The sequence below is a fragment of the Paenibacillus sp. FSL L8-0708 genome, assembly GCF_038009325.1.
Classification (GTDB): Bacteria; Bacillota; Bacilli; order Paenibacillales; family Paenibacillaceae; genus Paenibacillus_AQ; species Paenibacillus_AQ odorifer.
The window spans coordinates 7,282,786-7,300,873 of sequence record NZ_JBBPBC010000001.1 but is presented as its reverse complement, the minus strand read 5'-3'; the positions used below and the strand labels follow the sequence as shown (position 1 = coordinate 7,300,873).

Below are 18,088 nucleotides of genomic sequence, written 5' to 3'. Positions count from 1 at the left end.
CATCTTTACAATCTTCATCTCATTTATTACCACAGTCCTGTGAAAAGAAACTTCCCATTCCATCGTGCTGTGCATGAATTCAGAGAAACAGTGCCAAAATAAGGTGGAAACTGGGACGTAAAGGATAAATAGGAGGGATGATGTTCCATGTCAGTTCAACAGGATAAGGACAATATTTCTCTGGAATGGATCAAAGATCAGCTGAACGGGTTCGCGGATTTAATCGATAAAACAAGCGTTGCCCCTTTTGGGCAAATCAACCTGCTCTATATCAAAAGTGTTACAGATGCGCAGACACTCAGCCGCCACGTGATTGCGCCGTTTTATGAAATGGAGAGTATTAGCGCTTATCAGGATTACATTATGACTTATCCGGGCACTGAAGAGGCGACTACGAGAGAGAAGGCGATCGACCTTTTGCTCAGTGGTTATGTGCTTCTGGGTATAAAAGATGTGATATATTTCTTCGATGCTATGAGTACGGAGAGCAGCGGTGTTAGTGAAACGTCTGCCGAAAGTATTTCACAGGGGCCGTCAGATGCACTGACAGAGGATATAGCGATTAATTTGAACATGATTCGGCGGCGTTATCAATCGACTAATCTCAAAATGGAGACCATGGTCATCGGCGATGTCTCTAAAACAAAGATAGCTATTTTATACGATGACAGTCGTGTTGACCATAACGTTTTAAAAGAATTAAGGGAGAAGATGGGAACGCTAAAGGTTGATATTTTGCAGGCGACAGGAGAGCTTGAAAAGTTTATAAGCAGTGACAAATTAAGAATACTCCCTAAGTCCATCATCACCGAAAGACCGGATAGAGTGGTGTTTAATTTGTCTGAAGGGAAAGTAGCGATAGTGCTGGATACAACCGGTTATGCGATAGTGCTGCCTTCTATTTTTAATGATTTCTTTACATCCATGGATGATAAAATACAATTTCCTATCGTGGGGCGATTCCTAAAGCTGCTTCGGATTATCGGTGTGTGCATGACGTTGTGGCTGCCTGCGCTCTATGTAACACTCACCTCGTATAACCCAGAGATTATTCGTGTGCAGATTGCCTTGCTTATTGCGGGCAGTCGTGCGACTGTGCCTTATCCTTCTTTTGTGGAAGTGCTTTTAATGCTCATGATGATGGAGTTTCTGACTGAGGCGAGCTTACGGCTCCCCAAGGCAATTGGTCCAACGGCCACGACGGTAGGGGGGCTTATCTTGGGGCAGGCAGCGACGGCAGCAGGACTTGTAGGAAATATCATGATCATATTGGTTTCTGCTGTTGCGATATCTAATTTTCTAATTCCGCTGAATATGATGAGCTTGTCCATACGAGTGCTGAAGTATATTTTTCTAATTGCCGCAGCTTTTTTAGGATTGGTTGGGGTAGTAGTCTGTGTCGTGGGATTCGCAATGTATTTATGCAAACAGCGTACCTTCGGACAACCTTATTTCAGATTGTTTTTTCTCGATAATCTCGGCAAGAAGAAGGGTGGAGAGCATTGATGGCCAAAAGCCGTTATTTCTACTGTCTTTTTCTGATGAACAGCCTGATCAACATCATTAATTTTGTTCCAAGGGAACTTATAGACAGACGTTTTGGTGGCGCTTTGATGTCCATACTAATCGGAACGATTTTGGGCACTTTGTTTGTCTATATATTTACTGTACTGATTGCTAAATTCCCCGGCAAGGGGTTCCCGGAAATATTTTACTCTTTGCTTCCTAAGAAGTTATCCAGAATCTTACTGGTCCTTTTTGCTGGCTTATGGTGTGTGGCCGGGGGAGTTACATTGCTTTCTTTTGTAGATATTACGCTGCGGTTTATCAGTCCGGATTCGAGTCCTTATACGGTTGTGATCAGTTTTTTAGTCTTGGTCTGCATCTGCTGTCGCTTCGATTCTCTATCACTCTTGTATGGGCTTGAAATCATTCTCAGCGTATCCTTACCTTTAATTATTTATGGCCTCGTAAAAGCATTGACCAATCCGGACTTTAATTGGGATTCTGTTCTGCAGGTCACTACATACTTCTGGCATAAGCCGGACCTAATGAGCCTTGCGGCGGCTACCTTTTCGTTTAGCGGTTACTTAAACCTGGCCATATTTAATCGGGTATTTCATGGGCTGAAGCTGAAGCATGTCTGGATTTTAGGGGTGGAGGGTCTTTTCGTATTACTCTTGACTTTTTTAGTTCCCATCGGCTATTTCGGAACCGTTGCTATTGATAGGCATGTGTATACATGGTTCTCGACGGCCGACAGTATTCGGATGGAATCCTTTATTATTGAACGGATGCTGTTTATTTTTTATTTTGCCTATTTAAGTTTATCTCTGGTGAGTGTAATCGTTCATTGGCATGGAGGTTTAGAGCTTTTTAAAGGTGCTCTTTCATCTGCAAAAAAACAGTCCCCAAAAGCAGAGCGCTGGAAAGAGTGGGGGATCCTAGGCTTGTTTAGTGCGATGGTTCTGTCCTTAATGGGGCAGGATCAGTATCAACTTAATATGTTTGGTGCCTGGTTTCTGCAAATTCGCTGGTTTGGTGAGATGTTCATCATCGCTCTGTTGTTTTATTGTTATCGCAAAGCTAGGAGGGGGAAGCTATGAGAAGAGTACTTGCTGGAATTGGAATTACCTTGCTCCTTCTTCTTCCCGGTTGTGACTTCAAGGAGATTGATTTGCGGATTTTCGTGTTAGCGATCGGCGTTGACCAAGGTACAGAAGCAGGGAATTTTAAGATTAGCTTGAAGCTTGCCATCCCTCAGGGGGATGTTACTAAGATTGATGAGAAGATGCAAATCTTGACTGAGGAGTCTCCAAGCATTTCGGAAGCCCTTCGTAGAATGAAATCCAGAGTGGAAAAGGAGCTTGATTACTCCCATTGTAAATCAATTGTTTTGGGGGAAGGGGTTGCCCGTGAAGATATTCTCCATGTTATGGATTGGGCTGTGCGACGTAGAGATATCCAGCTTATTGTCAATTTTGCAATAGGGCGTCCGGAAGCACTTCAAGTGCTGAAGGTAAGACCCGAATCGGAGCGGATCCCATCGAATTCTCTTATTCTGGCTATGAGTGGACAAGGCACAGAGTCTCCATTTATTTCTAGTGTGTATTCCTTTCAGCTGATGAGAAATATCTTTGAGGAGGGGATTGATCCAATCCTGCCGATTATTGAGGCCAAAGGGGATAAGGAGTTTTTAATTGATAAAATTGCTCTGCTGAATAATGAGAAAATCAAAATGGTTCTTACGCCAAATGAGACCCGGCTATATAATCTGCTGTCACGCCCGAATCTGCGGACTAACTTACCCGCCCATTCCGAGGGAATTATGTTTCAATATTACACAGAGAGGTCATCCTCGCACTATAAAATTGTAACACCAGAGCATGGGAAAGCTACTATTCGTTATCATATTAAGATAAAAGGTATTCTCGAAGAGAGTAGTAGCCCAGATCTGGTGACACATCACATGTTGAAGAAGATCCAGGAAGCCGGGGAAAAGGAATTGGAAGCGGATATCTTAGCATTGCTGACCAAAATACAAGCCAGTGGCTTAGATCCCTTGGGTTGGGGGCTGCATTATGGAGCAAGGCATTTTAATAACGATACGGAAATGAAAGTGTGGAAGGAGCTCTATTCTAAACTTGATTTCCAAGTGAAGGCTGATGTAAACATTAAATATTCAGGAATGATTAGGTAGCTTGTAAAGTAACATGTGGATAAAAATGGGATTGACGTTCCCATTCACAAGATTTATACTTGATCTAAAAATAAGTTAGAGGATGATAGGAATGAAAAGTCTAAATTTGACCTCCCAACGTCAAGCCGTTTACGATATCGTCCTTAATTCACATGACCATCCTACTGCTGCGGAAGTAATGAATCGGCTAGTAGAGCAGGGACATAGCTTAGCATACGGTACGGTATATAACTCTCTGCGTTATCTTTCAGATAAACAAATGATTCGTGAGCTTAAGCTTGGTGAAGCTGCCAGCAGATATGACGCACGTATGGATGATCACCAGCATATCATTTGTGAAGTTTGTGGAGCAGTGGATGAGGTTATGAATCAAGTTCCGCGTGAATGGATGAATACAGTGGCCAAGGATACCGGTTATACCATTGGTCATGCTCATGTAGTATTCGGGGGCGTCTGCCCAAACTGTAAGAACAAAAAGAATAATTAGGATAGAGGTGCCGGAGCCTGTGCTGCGGTAATAATATGTATATCCGGAGAGACCGCTTTCATTGAGGCGGCCTTTTTTGTTGCATTTATATGACAATTCTCAAAAAAAATGAGAAAAACAAAGAAAGATAGGAGGAAAATCGGTTCCTAAAACAGATTTTAAATTATATATTAAGTCTGGTAAATGTATCCTTGCCTAAGACTCAGATGAGAGAGAGATGATGACGTCTATGAAAAAAAATGCGGGTATGACTATCCGTACCAAGTTAATTCTTACATACCTAATAATACTGCTGCTGCCCAGTATTATAATAGGCTGGCGAACCTATCAAGCTGCCAGCCAGGAAGTGGAAGATCAACTGGTGAACAATGCTACCGAAAGTGTGTTGGCCGTAAATGAAATCATTAACTCTAATATTCAATCCAAAATAGATGCGATTTCTTATTTTGCCGCGGAGTTTTCATCTGAGGGGATCAACAGTGAGGGATCTGGGGGAACTTCCTCTGCTGTAAAAGCCAGATTGAAGGAATATGTAGCGCTGCATCCCGATGTACTGGACATTTATGTGGGTACAAGCAGTGGCAAGGCTATTCATGCTTTAGATGCTAAGCTGCCAGAGGGTTATGATCCAAGGCAGGAAAGCGCCTATATTAATTCTCTGAAGCAAGGAAAAGGGGCAGTGATTTCTCCGGCTTTTCAAACCGTAAATAAGGAAACCGCGATTGCGATATCGACGGTTCTTAAGGGCGGTGATGGGGTGATCACAATGAATCTTAACCTGTCTACATTAGCAGAGCTGACCTCAATTAAGGTAGGCAAGGAAGGTTATATCCTCATCGTTGATAACAGCAAGAAGTTTCTAGTTCATCCTACAGAAGCTATCGGGCAGGAATCGTCTGATGATTTTGTTAAGAAAATGTTCGAGAAAGAACAAGGGGTCTTCGATTATGTCTTCAAGGATACGTCCAAAAAGATGACCTTTATGGTCAATGAACTGACGGGTTGGAGAATCGGAGGTACGATCAGCATTGACGAGGTTAACTCAGCAACTAGTGGAATCCGCGATACAGCTCTGCTTGTTATTGTAGTTTCCGTTCTGGTTGCGCTGGTTGTGATCTATTTTAATATTCAATCGATTTTGAGACCGCTTTTCCGGCTGCGGAAAGCAACTGCGGTGATAGCCAAAGGTGATCTGTCGGAAGACATGGGTGTTTTCCGTAAAGATGAAATAGGGCTGCTGGCAGAGAATTTTCAATTAATGGTTATCAGCTTGCGCGAGATGATCATTGGCGTGCAGGAGATGACAAGCAATGTCTCCTCCTCAGCGGAAGAACTGACGGCTAGTGCGGATCAGACTGCCCAAACGATTGAGCAGGTGACCATAGCGATTCAGGACGTAGCGGCAGGGACGGAGCGACAGGTGGTTAGTGTACGAAAAGGAATGGAGAGCACTGCCGCTACAGCTAGCGAGGTCGAGCAGATTTCCACATATATGGAGCAAGTATCCACAATGATGGACAAGACTTCACTCTCAGCATCAGAAGGCAATGATTCGGTTATCAGCGTGGTGGACAAAATCAATGGTATCCATGAAACGGTCGGAGAGCTGGGCAGTGTAATTGACAAGCTGAATGAAAGAACCAGTCAAATTGAGGGCATTGTTGGTGTCATCACCGGGATTGCCCGCCAGACCAACCTGCTGGCCCTCAATGCTTCCATTGAGGCAGCCAGAGCCGGGGAACAAGGGCGTGGATTTGCGGTGGTTGCTGCCGAGGTGCGTAAGCTGGCAGAGGAATCAGAGAGATCCGCACATTTGATTGCCGAACAGATTACCGCTATTAATAGTGAAATGCTGCTGGTAACTCATACGATGGAAGACACCAGACAGCGCGTATCCGAAGGTATTGAGGCTGTGGATACTTCCGGACGTTCTTTCTCCCGTATCCGAAGAGCAGTAAAGAGTGCCGCGGAGAAGATTGAAGCCATGGGTGGGGTTGTGCAGACTTTATTGGTGGAATCTAATGATATGGAGAAGGCTATTGGGGAAATTCGCGGCATATCGGAAGAGGCGGCTGTGAATACGGAAACTATCGCAACTGCCGCACAAGAGCAGCTTGCTTCTGTAGAGGAGATGGCATCCTCGTCTACCGACCTTAGCCATCTTGCAGAAGAACTGCAGAAGCTGGCGAGCCGCTTTAAGATAAACGCTTCTGGTAATAAGAATGATTTCTGATAGGAGAACCGTGCTTTTTATCTTCCCTTTTGAACTCCTTTGCAAGTATACTGATAAACAATAATGTTAGGTTAGGCAATGGAGAGAGGAGAGATAATAGGAAATGGCAGAGCAATTAAAAGGGATCACTGTCGCCTTGGCGGGTCCGCGCAAATCGGAAGAAATGGCCAAGCTGGTTCAGAATATGGGGGGGACGGCAGTAGGCCGGCCTGCTCAAGGGACTGTATTTCTTGATGACGAGGCCTTGCAGGAAGGTTTGAATGCATGGATCAATCAGCCTCCCTACTTGGCGATCCTGACTACAGGGATGGGACTTGATGCTCTCTTCGATATGGCTGAGCGAATGGGGATCGAAGAACGTTTCTTAGAAGTACTTTCTGGTTCTATTATTGCCGCACGGGGTTATAAGACAGTGAATGCTTTGAAAAAAAGAGGACTTACGCCGGAGGTTCGTGACGACGACGGAAGTACAATCGGATTGATTCGTGGGCTTCAATCCCTGAATTTGCAGGGGAAAGAAGTCGTTCTTCAGCTGCACGGCGATCCAGCTCCTCATATGCTTGCATGGCTGCAGGAGGCTGGGGCTACTACCCGCCAAGTGCTGCCGTATCGCCATACCCCACCTGAGCCGGGCGAACTGGAAAGATTGCTTCTAGAAATCATATCAGGCAAAATTGATGCCGTGGCTTTTACAAGTGCACCACAGTTTCGTTTCCTCTGTCAATTTGCCCGGGAACAGGGAAAGCTGGAAGAAATGCTGAAGTCTTTCGAGGATAAAGTGCTTGCTGTTTCTGTAGGACGGATTACCTCTGAGGCGCTTAAAGAAGAGGGCGTACAGCGTATCATTATGCCTGAGCATGAACGGATGGGAAGCATGATTGTAGAGCTAGGCAAATATGTGGCGGCGAATCGCTAAGTCACAAGTTGCGTCAGCTTTACACGAATGACGTTTTCGCACAGAAGCATTCCCGCCTGTTATCATGGCCGGGGATGCTTTTTTACCCGGAAAAATAAGCCCAAAGAGCAATATACCTGCCATCTGCATGGACATTCGCGGCAGTTTTCCTTAGAATATAGGCAACATGTGACGAATAATAACAACGAATAAGGAGGAGGATCCCATGGACAAGAGAAAATGTCTATTACTTGGTGATTACACCCATCCCCGGTTTCATCCACTTCAAGGAGTGGACCAACAAATTAGTGAGATCTTAAATGATTTATTAACCGTGCAATGTTCAGAAAATAAAAAATTAATGCGCATTGAGCATTTAGCAAGTTATGACCTATGTATTGCTTACAATGAATTGTGGAACGAAACAGTCTCCCCTCAACAAACGGCTGGTTTGCTTAGCTATGTAAGTGGAGGAGGCGGACTCATTGTTCTTCATACGGGAGCTTCGCTGACGAAACGTAACGAGCTTGCACAGCTAATCGGGGGTCGATTTAACGGACACACAGCTTACGAACCCCTGAACTTCAAAGTGCTAGAGCATGACATCACCGAAGGTGTGGAAGATTTCCAATTGGATGAGGAGCCCTATCATTTTGAATTTGACCCGTTCACAGAACGGACTATTCTACTTCAATATGAATCTGAGGGGCAATGGATTCCAGCTGCATGGTGCCATAGCTATGGTTTAGGACGAGTAGTATTCCTTATGCCTGGTCATCATGAACCCTCCTTCCGTCATCCGGCACTACGTAAACTAATTCTACAGGCGGCTACTTGGGCTGCCCGTATTCCGGTCACTAACTAAGCAATGTTGTGTTTTTTTTGAAATACGTACACAGTGGGGTATACTTTAATCATAAACTCCGTTATGTAATGAAACGGAATCTTTGGGAGGAAAGTGCCATGAGTGATTTGTTTAAAAAAGCGATCTCTTTAGGAGTGGGCCTCACCATTGTCAGTAAGGAAAAAGTAGAGAAGGTTGTTGAAGAACTAGTGAAACGCGGGGAGCTTGCTCCTTCGGAATCTAGGGCTCTCGTCGATCGGCTAATTGAACGTGGTGAGGAAGAACGAGGCATGTTCAAATCTGCTGTACAAGAGCAAGTACAACGCGTGCTGAAGGAAATGAATGTGCCTGTACAAAACGATATTGCCGAGCTGGAAGGGCGAATTGCAGTATTGGAGCGCCGGTTGGCCGAGCTAGAGGGAATTTCCCATCTAGAGGGAACATCGGCGGAAACGCGTTCGGACTAAATGGCTGTACGCATTAGACATGCCGGACGTTACCGGGCAATTGCCATGGCGCTTATGCGCCATGGTTTTGGCTATATGGTGGAAGAGCTGGGGCTCTATCACTTACTATCCCTTCCACGTCGTCTTGTAACGCAGGAAGCACACGCAAGCCTTACGCTCGGGGAGCGGATTCGGCTGGTGCTGGAGGATTTGGGTCCAACCTTTATTAAGCTGGGACAACTCGCCAGTACCCGTTCAGATCTGCTGCCTGATTCTATTATTCAGGAATTGGTAAAACTACAGGATAATGTGCCTCCTTTTCCTGTCGACCGCGTGCGCGCGATCATTGAGCAGGAACTGGACCAGCATATGGATGAAATCTTTAATTCTTTTGAGGATACGCCACTTGCTGCGGCATCCATCGGTCAGGTGCATAGGGCTGTGCTCCACAGTGGACAAGTCGTAGCTGTTAAAGTTCAACGTCCTGGTATTCTGCGAACGATGAGCAGGGATTTGGAAATTCTCAAAGATTTAAGCACGCTTGCTGAAAAGCGGCTCGCTTGGGCGAGGCAATATCAGCTGTGCCGTATGGTAGAGGAGTTCTCGAAATCGCTGCTTGGCGAGCTGGATTACAGCCAAGAGGGGCGTAATGCAGAGAAAATCGATCAGCAGATGGATTATGAGGGAGTGTACATCCCGGATATCTATTGGGACTATACGTCAACACGAGTGCTGACGATGGAATATGTGGTAGGGACAACACTGAGTCGTCGCGATGAGTTGCTGAGTAAAGGCGTTAAGCTTAAAGCCATTGCTCAGCAACTTGTGGAGATGATGCTTAGACAAATCTTCATTCATGGTTTTTTCCATGCTGATCCTCATCCGGGCAATGTTATACGGATGGGTGATGGAAAGCTGGCTTTGATTGATTTTGGCATGATGGGTCGGCTGAATGAGGAGATGAAGGAGCAGCTGTCTGCACTTATTATCGCTCTGATGCGCAAAAATACGGATGCAATGGTCCGGGCAATTTTGCGTCTTGGAGTCATTCCCGAGGATGCTGATCGAAGTGCGCTGCATGATGATATGGATCGGCTGCGGGATGAATATTATGATGTTCCATTTAGCAAAATGAGTATAGGCAAGGCCCTGAATGATCTGTTCGGCATAGCGCGAAAACACCGTCTAGTGCTGCCGCCGGATTTGACGATGTTAGGGAAGACAATGCTCACGCTGGAGGGAGTCATCAGCAACTTAGATCCAACCATCAGTATTTTGGAGATGGCGGAACCCTTTGGGCGGGAACTTGTGAAGCAGCGCTTTAGCGGCAGTCGATTGCAGCGTAAGTTCCTGGGAGGCGTAGCAGACTTAACAGAGAGTCTGCTGGAGCTTCCTGGGCAGGCAAAGCAGTTATCCGCGCTGATCAGTAAGGGGAAGATAAAGGTGGAGATTGTGGCACCTGAGATGCAGAATCTGGAGCGTAAGCTGGACCGGGTAGGTAACCGTTTAGCTTTCAGTATTGTGATGCTCGCGTTTAGCATCATCATGACAGGACTCATTATTGGTACTGCGATGCGTGGACAGCCCTCAGTGTTATGGAATTTCCCTACAGTGGAGGTTGGCAGCGTAGTGGCACTTCTGATGTTCTTGTGGCTGATCTATGCGATTTTTAAATCGGGAAGGTTCTAGCTTAAGGGATTTGAATAATTATTCTTCAGCAGTTTCACACAAATGCCTTTCTATCAAGTACAATATAAAAGATAACTTTCTAAGCTTAACTTTACTTCTATTGTATAAAGTGGAATGGAACGCAAATGGAGTGCCGTCTTAACGTCCGGTGGATCGCTGCTGCCCAGAAACCGAACTTTGACCGCACTCTTTTAACGGGTCAAGGGATACATGGGACGGAAGGATGCCGGTGACGGTGTTCTTCCGCTTTTGTTTGAATATAGCTGAATCTGAAGCATATGCCCCAGAACAGGACAGCCTATGCAGGCTGCCTCATACAGGGCTTTTGAAGACGGAAGTTAAGAAAGAGATGTAATCAAATTAAACCGAGAAAATAGTGAGGTGGAGAATTTGCCGGGATTTAAAGATTTAGGAGTTTCAGAATTACTGTGTACATTGCTTCAAAGTCAAGGCATTGTTAAACCTACGCCAGTGCAACAGGAAGCCATTCCGCCATTGGTGCAGGGATTGGACGTAATAGCTAGAGCGAAGACAGGTACAGGGAAGACTTTGGCCTTTTTGCTGCCAATTATGGACAAGATCCATACGGAGCGGGCTTATCCTCAGGCGCTGATTATGGCTCCAACACGTGAGCTGGCTTTGCAGATTACAGAAGAGGCACGCAAGCTGGCGCGTCATACGGATATCAAAATATTGGCGGTTTACGGGGGTCAGGATGTAGAGAAGCAACTGCGCAAACTGGAAGGCGGCAGACATCTTATCATCGGTACACCGGGCAGACTTTTGGATCATATGCGCCGGGAAACGCTGGATCTTAGCGGTGTAAAAATGCTCGTTCTGGACGAAGCCGATCAAATGCTGCACATGGGCTTCTTGGAGGATGTTGAGACTATCATTACGGCTGTGCCTTATCGCCGTCAGACTATGTTGTTCTCCGCGACAATGCCTGATCCGATTAAACGTCTCGCTGCTAATTACATGAAAGAGCCACTGGATATCATCATTAAGAGTGGTTCTCCGATTCCGCTGGATAATATCAAACAGCAAGTAGTGGAATGCTCGGACCGTAATAAAGAAGAAGCGCTCAAATCCCTCATTGAACGGGATCGTCCTTACTTGGCAATTATTTTCTGCCGGACGAAACGGCGGGTATCCAATCTGAACGAAGCGCTGCAAGCAGCCGGTTATGAATGTGACGAGCTGCACGGTGATTTGTCCCAAGGTAAACGTGAAGGCGTGATGAAAAGATTCCGTGATGCGAAGCTGCAGCTGCTTGTAGCGACAGACGTAGCAGCTCGGGGTCTGGATGTTGAAGGTATCACTCACATCTTTAACTATGATATGCCGCTTGATGTGGATAGCTATATTCACCGGATCGGCCGGACTGGCCGTGCTGGAGGTAAAGGGCTTGCGATTACTTTCGTATCTCCACGTGATCAAGAGGGTCTGGATTTGATCGAGCATGGCATCTCGCAGCGGCTGGATCGCCGCCGTTACGAGAAGGATGAATTCGGCGTTGGCGAATTCATCCCTGTGCAAGGCGGCGGACGCCACGGCGGTCGCCAAAGCGGCGGCGCTGAAGCAGCGCGCACGGGCCGCGGGCCGAAGACCGGCGGCTCTGGCCGCGGCGGAGCTCCGCGCGGCGAAGGCGGAGCGCGGCAAGGTGGCCGTGGCCGCGGTAAAGAAGCAGGCGGCTGGGGCGCGCCTGCAGAAGGTCGCCGCGGTCGTTCCGATGCGGCGGCGGGCAAGCGTGGCGGCAGCGGATATGACGCTGCTGCTCCTAAGGGCGGCGGCAAGTCTGCCGGCGTAGTGCGAGTAGGCGGCGGCTATGGCGCCTTCGCCTCCCGAGGCGAAGCGTCTGCCAGCGGTAACGCGGCAACGCCTAGTGCCGGTTCGCGCGGTGCGAACCGGAAGGGCGGACCAAGCACTGGCTACAGTGAGAACGTAGCTAGAGGTGCGGACGGCGGTGCCTACACTGGAGGCACTCCACGTGGCGGCTTAGGCAGCGGCTACGGTGCAGGCCCGTCTAGAGGCGGCAAAGGTGGTAAAGGCAGCAAAGGCGGATACGCCGGTGCCAAGGGTGGCGCTGCTGGCAAAGGCGGCCGCAACAGCGGCGGCGGATCTTCACGCGGTGGCCGTAGCAATGGATCCGGTGGCTTTAAAAGCGGCGGTCGCGGCACTTCCAGATAAAGTTAGTAGAGTTTTATAGATAAAACTTGTTACCATAGGGTAGTTAGCGCTGAAGCTAATGACCTATGGTAACCTTTATTTTATAGCGTGGAACATATTGATTTTTATATTAAAAATAGGTTCTTAGTGAAACATTTATGAAGGAAAGCCTGTCTAATAGATAAATAGAATGTTCGGCTTCGAGGAGGAAGAACTTACAGATGTCAAAAAAATTTAAAATTATAATCTTGTTAATTGTCGTTATTGCTGTCGGTTGGGGAATAGGAAAGTACACGTCTCCTTCTGCTTCGGAGAGTAACGGTTCAAATATAAATGTGGGGGATAATCTTCAAGGTGAGCCTGGGGATACGGGGGAAAATGATGGAGGGGGGATTACAGACCCGGCAGTAGCTGATCCATCGGATACACCAGATCCATCAGAACCCTCTAGTCCGCCTGAATCAGGCGGTGATAATGCAGGTAGTGTTCCAGATCCTATATCTGCAGAGCCTGATAGTATTACAGTGATGGTAAATAAGCAGTATGGTTTGCCTGATAATTATAAACCAACGGATCTTGTCTATCCTGATGTCCGGTTTACCTTCAAAGAGAAAATCGAAAAGCGTATGATGCGCAGCGAAGCCGCTAAAGCCTTGGAGAAGATGTTCGCAGGTGCAGAGGAAGACGGAATTTATTTAGCAGGCGTTTCTGCCTACCGCTCACAGGCAACCCAGACGACTTTGTATAACCGTTATGTGGAGAGAGATGGGGAAGAAAAAGCCCGTACCTACAGTGCAGTCCCTGGCTATAGCGAGCATCAGACCGGGCTGGCTATTGATGTCTCGGGAAGTGACGGCAAGTGTGCCGCTGAGAGCTGTTTTGGTGGGACGAAGGAAGCCGAGTGGTTGGCCAAGCATGTAGGGGAATATGGTTTTATCATCAGATATCCTGAAGGTAAGCAAGACATTACCGGATATAAGTACGAGCCTTGGCATATCCGTTATGTAGGTAAGGACATTGCTGCCTATATCAATGAGAAGGATATTACGTTGGAAGAATATTATGACGCAATTCCGGTATCGAAATAACACAGACGCAGAGAGCAGTCCTATGAAATTTGTAGGGCTGCTTTTTCTATGGCTATAAAAAGAGTTCAGAAGTTGCATTCCCTTACAGTTCGGGTAAGATACGTAGTGTAGTCTAAGTAAAAGGAAAGAAGGGGAATAAAGATGTCGATCTACAATTTTGCCGGCGTTACACCTTCGGGTAAAGAAGTGCCGTTTGCGGAGTATGAAGGTAAGGTGCTGCTGATTGCTAATACGGCTAGTAAGTGCGGACTTACGCCACAGTATGGAGATCTTCAGAAACTATACGAACAGTATAGCGATCAAGGACTTGTAGTATTAGGATTCCCCTGCAACCAGTTTGCGGGCCAGGAGCCAGGTACGAGTGAAGAGGCTGAGGAATTCTGTCAGATTAATTATGGAGTTACCTTTCCGGTATTCGCCAAAGTTGATGTTAATGGACCGGATGCCAGCCCGCTTTTCAATTATTTGAAGGAGCAGCAGCCTGGTGCTGGGGACAGCAGCGACATTAGCTGGAATTTTACGAAATTTCTAATTGATCGCAGCGGCAATGTAGTGGCTCGTGTGGAGCCCAAAGAATCGCCGGAAACGATGAAACAACATATTGAGTCACTACTGTAGATCCATAATGGGGTCAGTTGCAGAGTGATCTTCCAAGTATCCCCTCGACTCGGTTTCGACCGATGCTCGCGGGGATTTTCTTTTTTTTAAAGGATTAATGGAGATTGCCTTGAATTTTTATTGTGATAAATTATACTTGACGCTTTAAAAAGACGATGTATCCTTTGAAGAGAATATAGCAACTGTGCGAACATGCATAAAAAAGCGGAGTACAGCAGGATAATAACGGCAGGAGGGTTTTATACAAGCATGAAGTTAATTACAGAGGTAGCAGCACAAGCAGGAATCGACGAGCAGCATCTGGAACTATACGGCAAATATAAAAGCAAACTCTCACCTTCCTTATGGGAGGATATGAAAAACAAGCCAGATGGCAAGCTGGTTCTGGTCACTGCGGTGAATCCGACCCCTGCTGGAGAGGGTAAGACCTTAACAACCATCGGGTTGGCGCAGGCAATGAATGCAGCAGGAGTGAAGACCGTGGCTGCTTTACGTGAGCCCTCGCTTGGACCTTGCTTAGGGATGAAGGGCGGCGCAACAGGCGGCGGGAAGTCGCAGATTGTTCCGGCTGATGAAATTAATTTGCACTTTACCGGTGACATTCATGCGGTAACTTCTGCGCATAATTTATTGTCCGCAATGATTGACAATCATATCTTCCAAGGCAATGAACTAAGACTGGATCCGCAGCGTATCGTTTGGAAACGTGTCATGGATATGAACGACCGCAGCCTGCGCAGTATTGTGACTGGGCTCGGGGACGGAAATGGAGCGGTACGGGAAAGTGGCTTTCAGATTACAACGGCTTCTGAGATTATGGCTGTGTTATGCTTATGCGATAACCTTATTGATCTCAAGAAGCGTTTAAACCGTATTCTGATTGGATATGACCAAGAGGGACAACCGGTAACAGCCGAGCAAATCGGGGCCGTTGAAGCGATGACAGCGCTGCTTAAGGAAGCAGTTAAGCCAAACTTGGTACAGACTCTGGAAGGTACGCCTGTTATTGTACACGGGGGGCCGTTTGCGAATATCGCTCATGGCTGCAGCAGTGTTATTGGCACTCGTTATGCCCTTAAGCTGGGAGATGTTGTGGTCACCGAAGCAGGCTTCGGAGCGGATCTTGGTGCAGAGAAATTCATGGATATCAAATGCCAACAGGCCGGGTTAAACCCTTCTGCTGCTGTTCTTGTCGTAACTGTTAAGTCCTTAAAATATAACGGTGGTGTGCCTAAAGGTGAGCTTCTAACCGAGAATCGGACGGCGCTTCGCGCGGGATTGGTGAACTTAGAACGTCATGTAGAGAATCTCGGTAAATTTGGAGTCCCTGTTTTAGTTGCCATAAATCATTTTGAAGGGGACAGTGAGGGCGAGATTAATGATGTATTGGAGGCCTGCCGCAATTTAAACGTGCCAGCCGCGATCTCAAAAGTATGGGCGGAAGGTAGTGCAGGTGGACAGGAGCTGGCTTCTGAACTGAACAAGCTCTTGGACAATAGTGGCCCGAGCCAGTTTGCTCCTCTGTATGAGAAGGATCTCGACATTTCATCCAAAATCAACAAAATTGTCCGTGAGATCTACCGCGGGGCAGAAGTGAACTTTTCCCCGGCGGCTAAGCGGAGTCTGGCGGTTATCGAGCGGCTTGGGCTAAATGATCTTCAAGTATGTTTGGCGAAGACGCCTTATTCCTTCTCCGACCAGCCTAGACTCCTCGGAGCACCGGAAGGCTTTACGATTGGTGTCCGAGATATTACCCTTTCGCTTGGTGCAGGTTTTGCGGTAGTTATTACAGGCAATATCGTTACGATGCCAGGTCTGCCAGCTAAGCCAGCCGCTGAGGGGCTATGGATGGATGAGGACGGAGAGATTCACGGTTTGGTGTAAAAGTGTTTTAATCAAAGGCTTCTCCTTGTTGGTATTAGAGGGGAGGCCTTTTTTTATGCTTCCTTTGGATTCCTGCAAATGCGGATCATAATGTACCTCCCACGTGGCAAAGCTAACGGAGTCGCATTCGGCAGCAGTGGCGGAAAAAAACTTAAAATTGTGAACAATATGAGGATATAGGTAAAAAAGACTTGTAATGTGATAAATATCACAATATAATCAGTTTATAAAGTGAAATAAATCACAACTAACCCATTGTTGATCAGATTCCATCATTGATCGGTCATGCAAGTCAAATATATAACCCGTTTGTCCATTTGAAGGAGGAAGAAATAATGAAAGTAGCTGTCATTGGATGTACCCATGCCGGAACCGCCGCAATTGTGAATACTGCTCAACTTTACCCGGATGCCGAGATTACTGTATATGAGCGTAATGATAATATTTCCTTCTTATCCTGTGGGATTGCCTTGTATGTAGGTGGAGTGGTAAAAGACCCAGAGGGGCTATTCTATTCTTCACCAGAAAAGCTTGCAGAGCTTGGCGTAAAGACCAATATGCGTCATGAAGTAACTGCAGTGGATACGAAGTCCAAAACATTGCGTGTACGCAATCTGGAGACAGGCCACGAGTTCGCTGATACCTACGATAAGCTGATTATGACTACAGGTTCATGGCCGATTGTACCGAAGCTTGAAGGATTTGAACTCGAGGGGATTTTACTTTCCAAGAACTATGATCATTCCAACACTATTATAGAAAAAGCTAAACAAGCAAATAAAATCACCGTCGTCGGCGCTGGATATATCGGCGTAGAACTGGTGGAAGCTTTTCAAATGAATGGCAAGCAAGTTACACTAATTGATGGTGAAGATCGCATTCTGAGTAAATACCTGGATCAAGAATTTACTGCACCGATCGAACAATCTTTTCAGGATCATGGGATTAAATTGGCACTGAATGAGAAGGTTAGCTCTTTTGCAGGCAAAGACGGTAAGGTAACAAAGGTTATTACAAGCAAAGGGGAGCATGAGACAGATCTGGTCATTCTCTGCATTGGTTTCCGTCCTAATACTGAACTCATAAAAGGTCAAGTCGATATGCTGCCTAATGGTGCCATTGTAGTCAATAACTATATGCAGACTAGCTGCCCGGATGTATATGCCGCTGGCGACAGCTGTGCAATTCACTACAACCCTACAGGCAAACACGCCTATATCCCACTGGCAACCAATGCCGTTCGGATGGGAACCTTAGTTGCGCGCAACTTGGTAACAGAGACCATTCCTTATATGGGTACACAAGGGACTTCGGGCATTAAGATTTATGAAGACAATATCGCTGCAACAGGGCTTACTGAAGAAGGAGCTAAGGCTGAAGGAATGGACGTAGAAACCGCCATGATTATTGATAACTACCGTCCAGAATTTATGCCCACCTTTGAGCAGGTTCAGTTAAAAGTAGTGTTTGATCGCGCCACACGCCGTATTCTCGGGGCTCAAATTATGTCCAAGATGGATCTGACGCAATCGATCAACACAGTGTCTGTATGTATTCAAAATCAAATGACAATTGACCAACTAGCCTTTATCGACTTCTTCTTCCAACCGCATTACAACAAACCTTGGAACTTCCTGAATACAGTAGGTCTTCAAGCGCTGCCGACAACAGTACCAAGCAAAGAGGCTGTAACGGTTTAAAAAGAAAAGATTGTTTCTGAGTGATTTATCGACGAAAAAGACAACCTTATAAAGCTTGAGAAGCAGCGATCCTCCTGTAACAGGAGGGTCACTGCTTTTTTTTGTTAGGTGCAGAATGATTAGCTGCATGGGTAGGTGCAATCCAATGGCTTCGGTGATGGTAGCGAGCCAAATGTGCTCGAAAGTTACGACTAGGGTCAACTGTGTCCGATCGTGCTGAGTCATCACCTTCTGCAGAAGCTTTCGGACTCAGGAGCTCTGTATAAGGTCAACTGAGTCCGATCATGCTGAGTCATCGCCCCCCGCAGAAGCTTTCGGACTCAGAAGCCGCTAAT

Annotated in this window: 14 protein-coding genes; all 14 read left to right on the top strand. The window is 46.5% G+C overall.

Annotation, left to right across the window (positions count from 1 at the left end; all coding sequences use genetic code 11):
• Positions 1-147 precede the first annotated feature (147 nt).
• The 14 genes from NYE58_RS34250 to NYE58_RS34185 all read left to right on the top strand — a co-directional run bounded on the left by NYE58_RS34250 (position 148) and on the right by NYE58_RS34185 (position 17,753).
• Positions 148-1,506 (top strand): spore germination protein, encoded by a 1,359-nt coding sequence (locus tag NYE58_RS34250; protein ID WP_076123985.1) that lies wholly within the window; start codon positions 148-150, stop codon positions 1,504-1,506.
• Positions 1,506-2,606 carry a GerAB/ArcD/ProY family transporter gene (locus tag NYE58_RS34245; protein ID WP_076276240.1) on the top strand — a complete coding sequence of 367 codons (1,101 nt, stop codon included), beginning with the start codon at positions 1,506-1,508 and terminating at the stop codon, positions 2,604-2,606. Before NYE58_RS34250 ends, NYE58_RS34245 begins: the two co-directional genes overlap by 1 nt.
• Complete coding sequence (locus NYE58_RS34240; RefSeq protein WP_076191747.1) at positions 2,603-3,700, top strand: Ger(x)C family spore germination protein; 1,098 nt, start codon at positions 2,603-2,605, stop codon at positions 3,698-3,700. Before NYE58_RS34245 ends, NYE58_RS34240 begins: the two co-directional genes overlap by 4 nt.
• Positions 3,701-3,791: 91 nt before the next feature.
• Positions 3,792-4,187, top strand: a complete 396-nt coding sequence (locus NYE58_RS34235; RefSeq protein ID WP_076123979.1) for a Fur family transcriptional regulator — start codon at positions 3,792-3,794, stop codon at positions 4,185-4,187.
• Positions 4,188-4,407: 220 nt separating this feature from the next.
• Positions 4,408-6,420, top strand: coding sequence for a methyl-accepting chemotaxis protein (locus NYE58_RS34230; RefSeq protein WP_218640426.1), 2,013 nt, complete (start codon positions 4,408-4,410; stop codon positions 6,418-6,420).
• A 103-nt stretch (positions 6,421-6,523) separates the two neighbouring features.
• Positions 6,524-7,336 (top strand): uroporphyrinogen-III synthase, encoded by an 813-nt coding sequence (locus NYE58_RS34225; RefSeq protein ID WP_076123976.1) that lies wholly within the window; start codon positions 6,524-6,526, stop codon positions 7,334-7,336.
• A 205-nt stretch (positions 7,337-7,541) separates the two neighbouring features.
• Positions 7,542-8,180 carry a ThuA domain-containing protein gene (locus tag NYE58_RS34220; protein WP_076123974.1) on the top strand — a complete coding sequence of 213 codons (639 nt, stop codon included), beginning with the start codon at positions 7,542-7,544 and terminating at the stop codon, positions 8,178-8,180.
• Positions 8,181-8,278: 98 nt separating this feature from the next.
• The gene (locus NYE58_RS34215) at positions 8,279-8,626 is read left to right on the top strand and encodes a phasin family protein (RefSeq protein ID WP_036681962.1); all 348 of its coding nucleotides are present in this window, start codon (positions 8,279-8,281) and stop codon (positions 8,624-8,626) included.
• On the top strand, positions 8,627-10,294 hold the full coding sequence (locus tag NYE58_RS34210; protein ID WP_076219506.1) for an ABC1 kinase family protein: 1,668 nt from the start codon (positions 8,627-8,629) through the stop codon (positions 10,292-10,294).
• A 390-nt stretch (positions 10,295-10,684) separates the two neighbouring features.
• Positions 10,685-12,484, top strand: coding sequence for a DEAD/DEAH box helicase (locus NYE58_RS34205; RefSeq protein ID WP_081387414.1), 1,800 nt, complete (start codon positions 10,685-10,687; stop codon positions 12,482-12,484).
• Between the two features lie 200 nt (positions 12,485-12,684).
• The gene (locus NYE58_RS34200) at positions 12,685-13,551 is read left to right on the top strand and encodes a M15 family metallopeptidase (RefSeq protein ID WP_076276238.1); all 867 of its coding nucleotides are present in this window, start codon (positions 12,685-12,687) and stop codon (positions 13,549-13,551) included.
• 141 nt (positions 13,552-13,692) lie between these two features.
• Complete coding sequence (locus tag NYE58_RS34195) at positions 13,693-14,169, top strand: glutathione peroxidase (RefSeq protein WP_036681956.1); 477 nt, start codon at positions 13,693-13,695, stop codon at positions 14,167-14,169.
• Between the two features lie 249 nt (positions 14,170-14,418).
• Positions 14,419-16,053, top strand: a complete 1,635-nt coding sequence (locus NYE58_RS34190) for a formate--tetrahydrofolate ligase (protein WP_339188800.1) — start codon at positions 14,419-14,421, stop codon at positions 16,051-16,053.
• Between the two features lie 335 nt (positions 16,054-16,388).
• Positions 16,389-17,753, top strand: a complete 1,365-nt coding sequence (locus NYE58_RS34185; protein WP_076276237.1) for an FAD-dependent oxidoreductase — start codon at positions 16,389-16,391, stop codon at positions 17,751-17,753.
• The last annotated feature ends 335 nt before the right edge of the window (positions 17,754-18,088 follow it).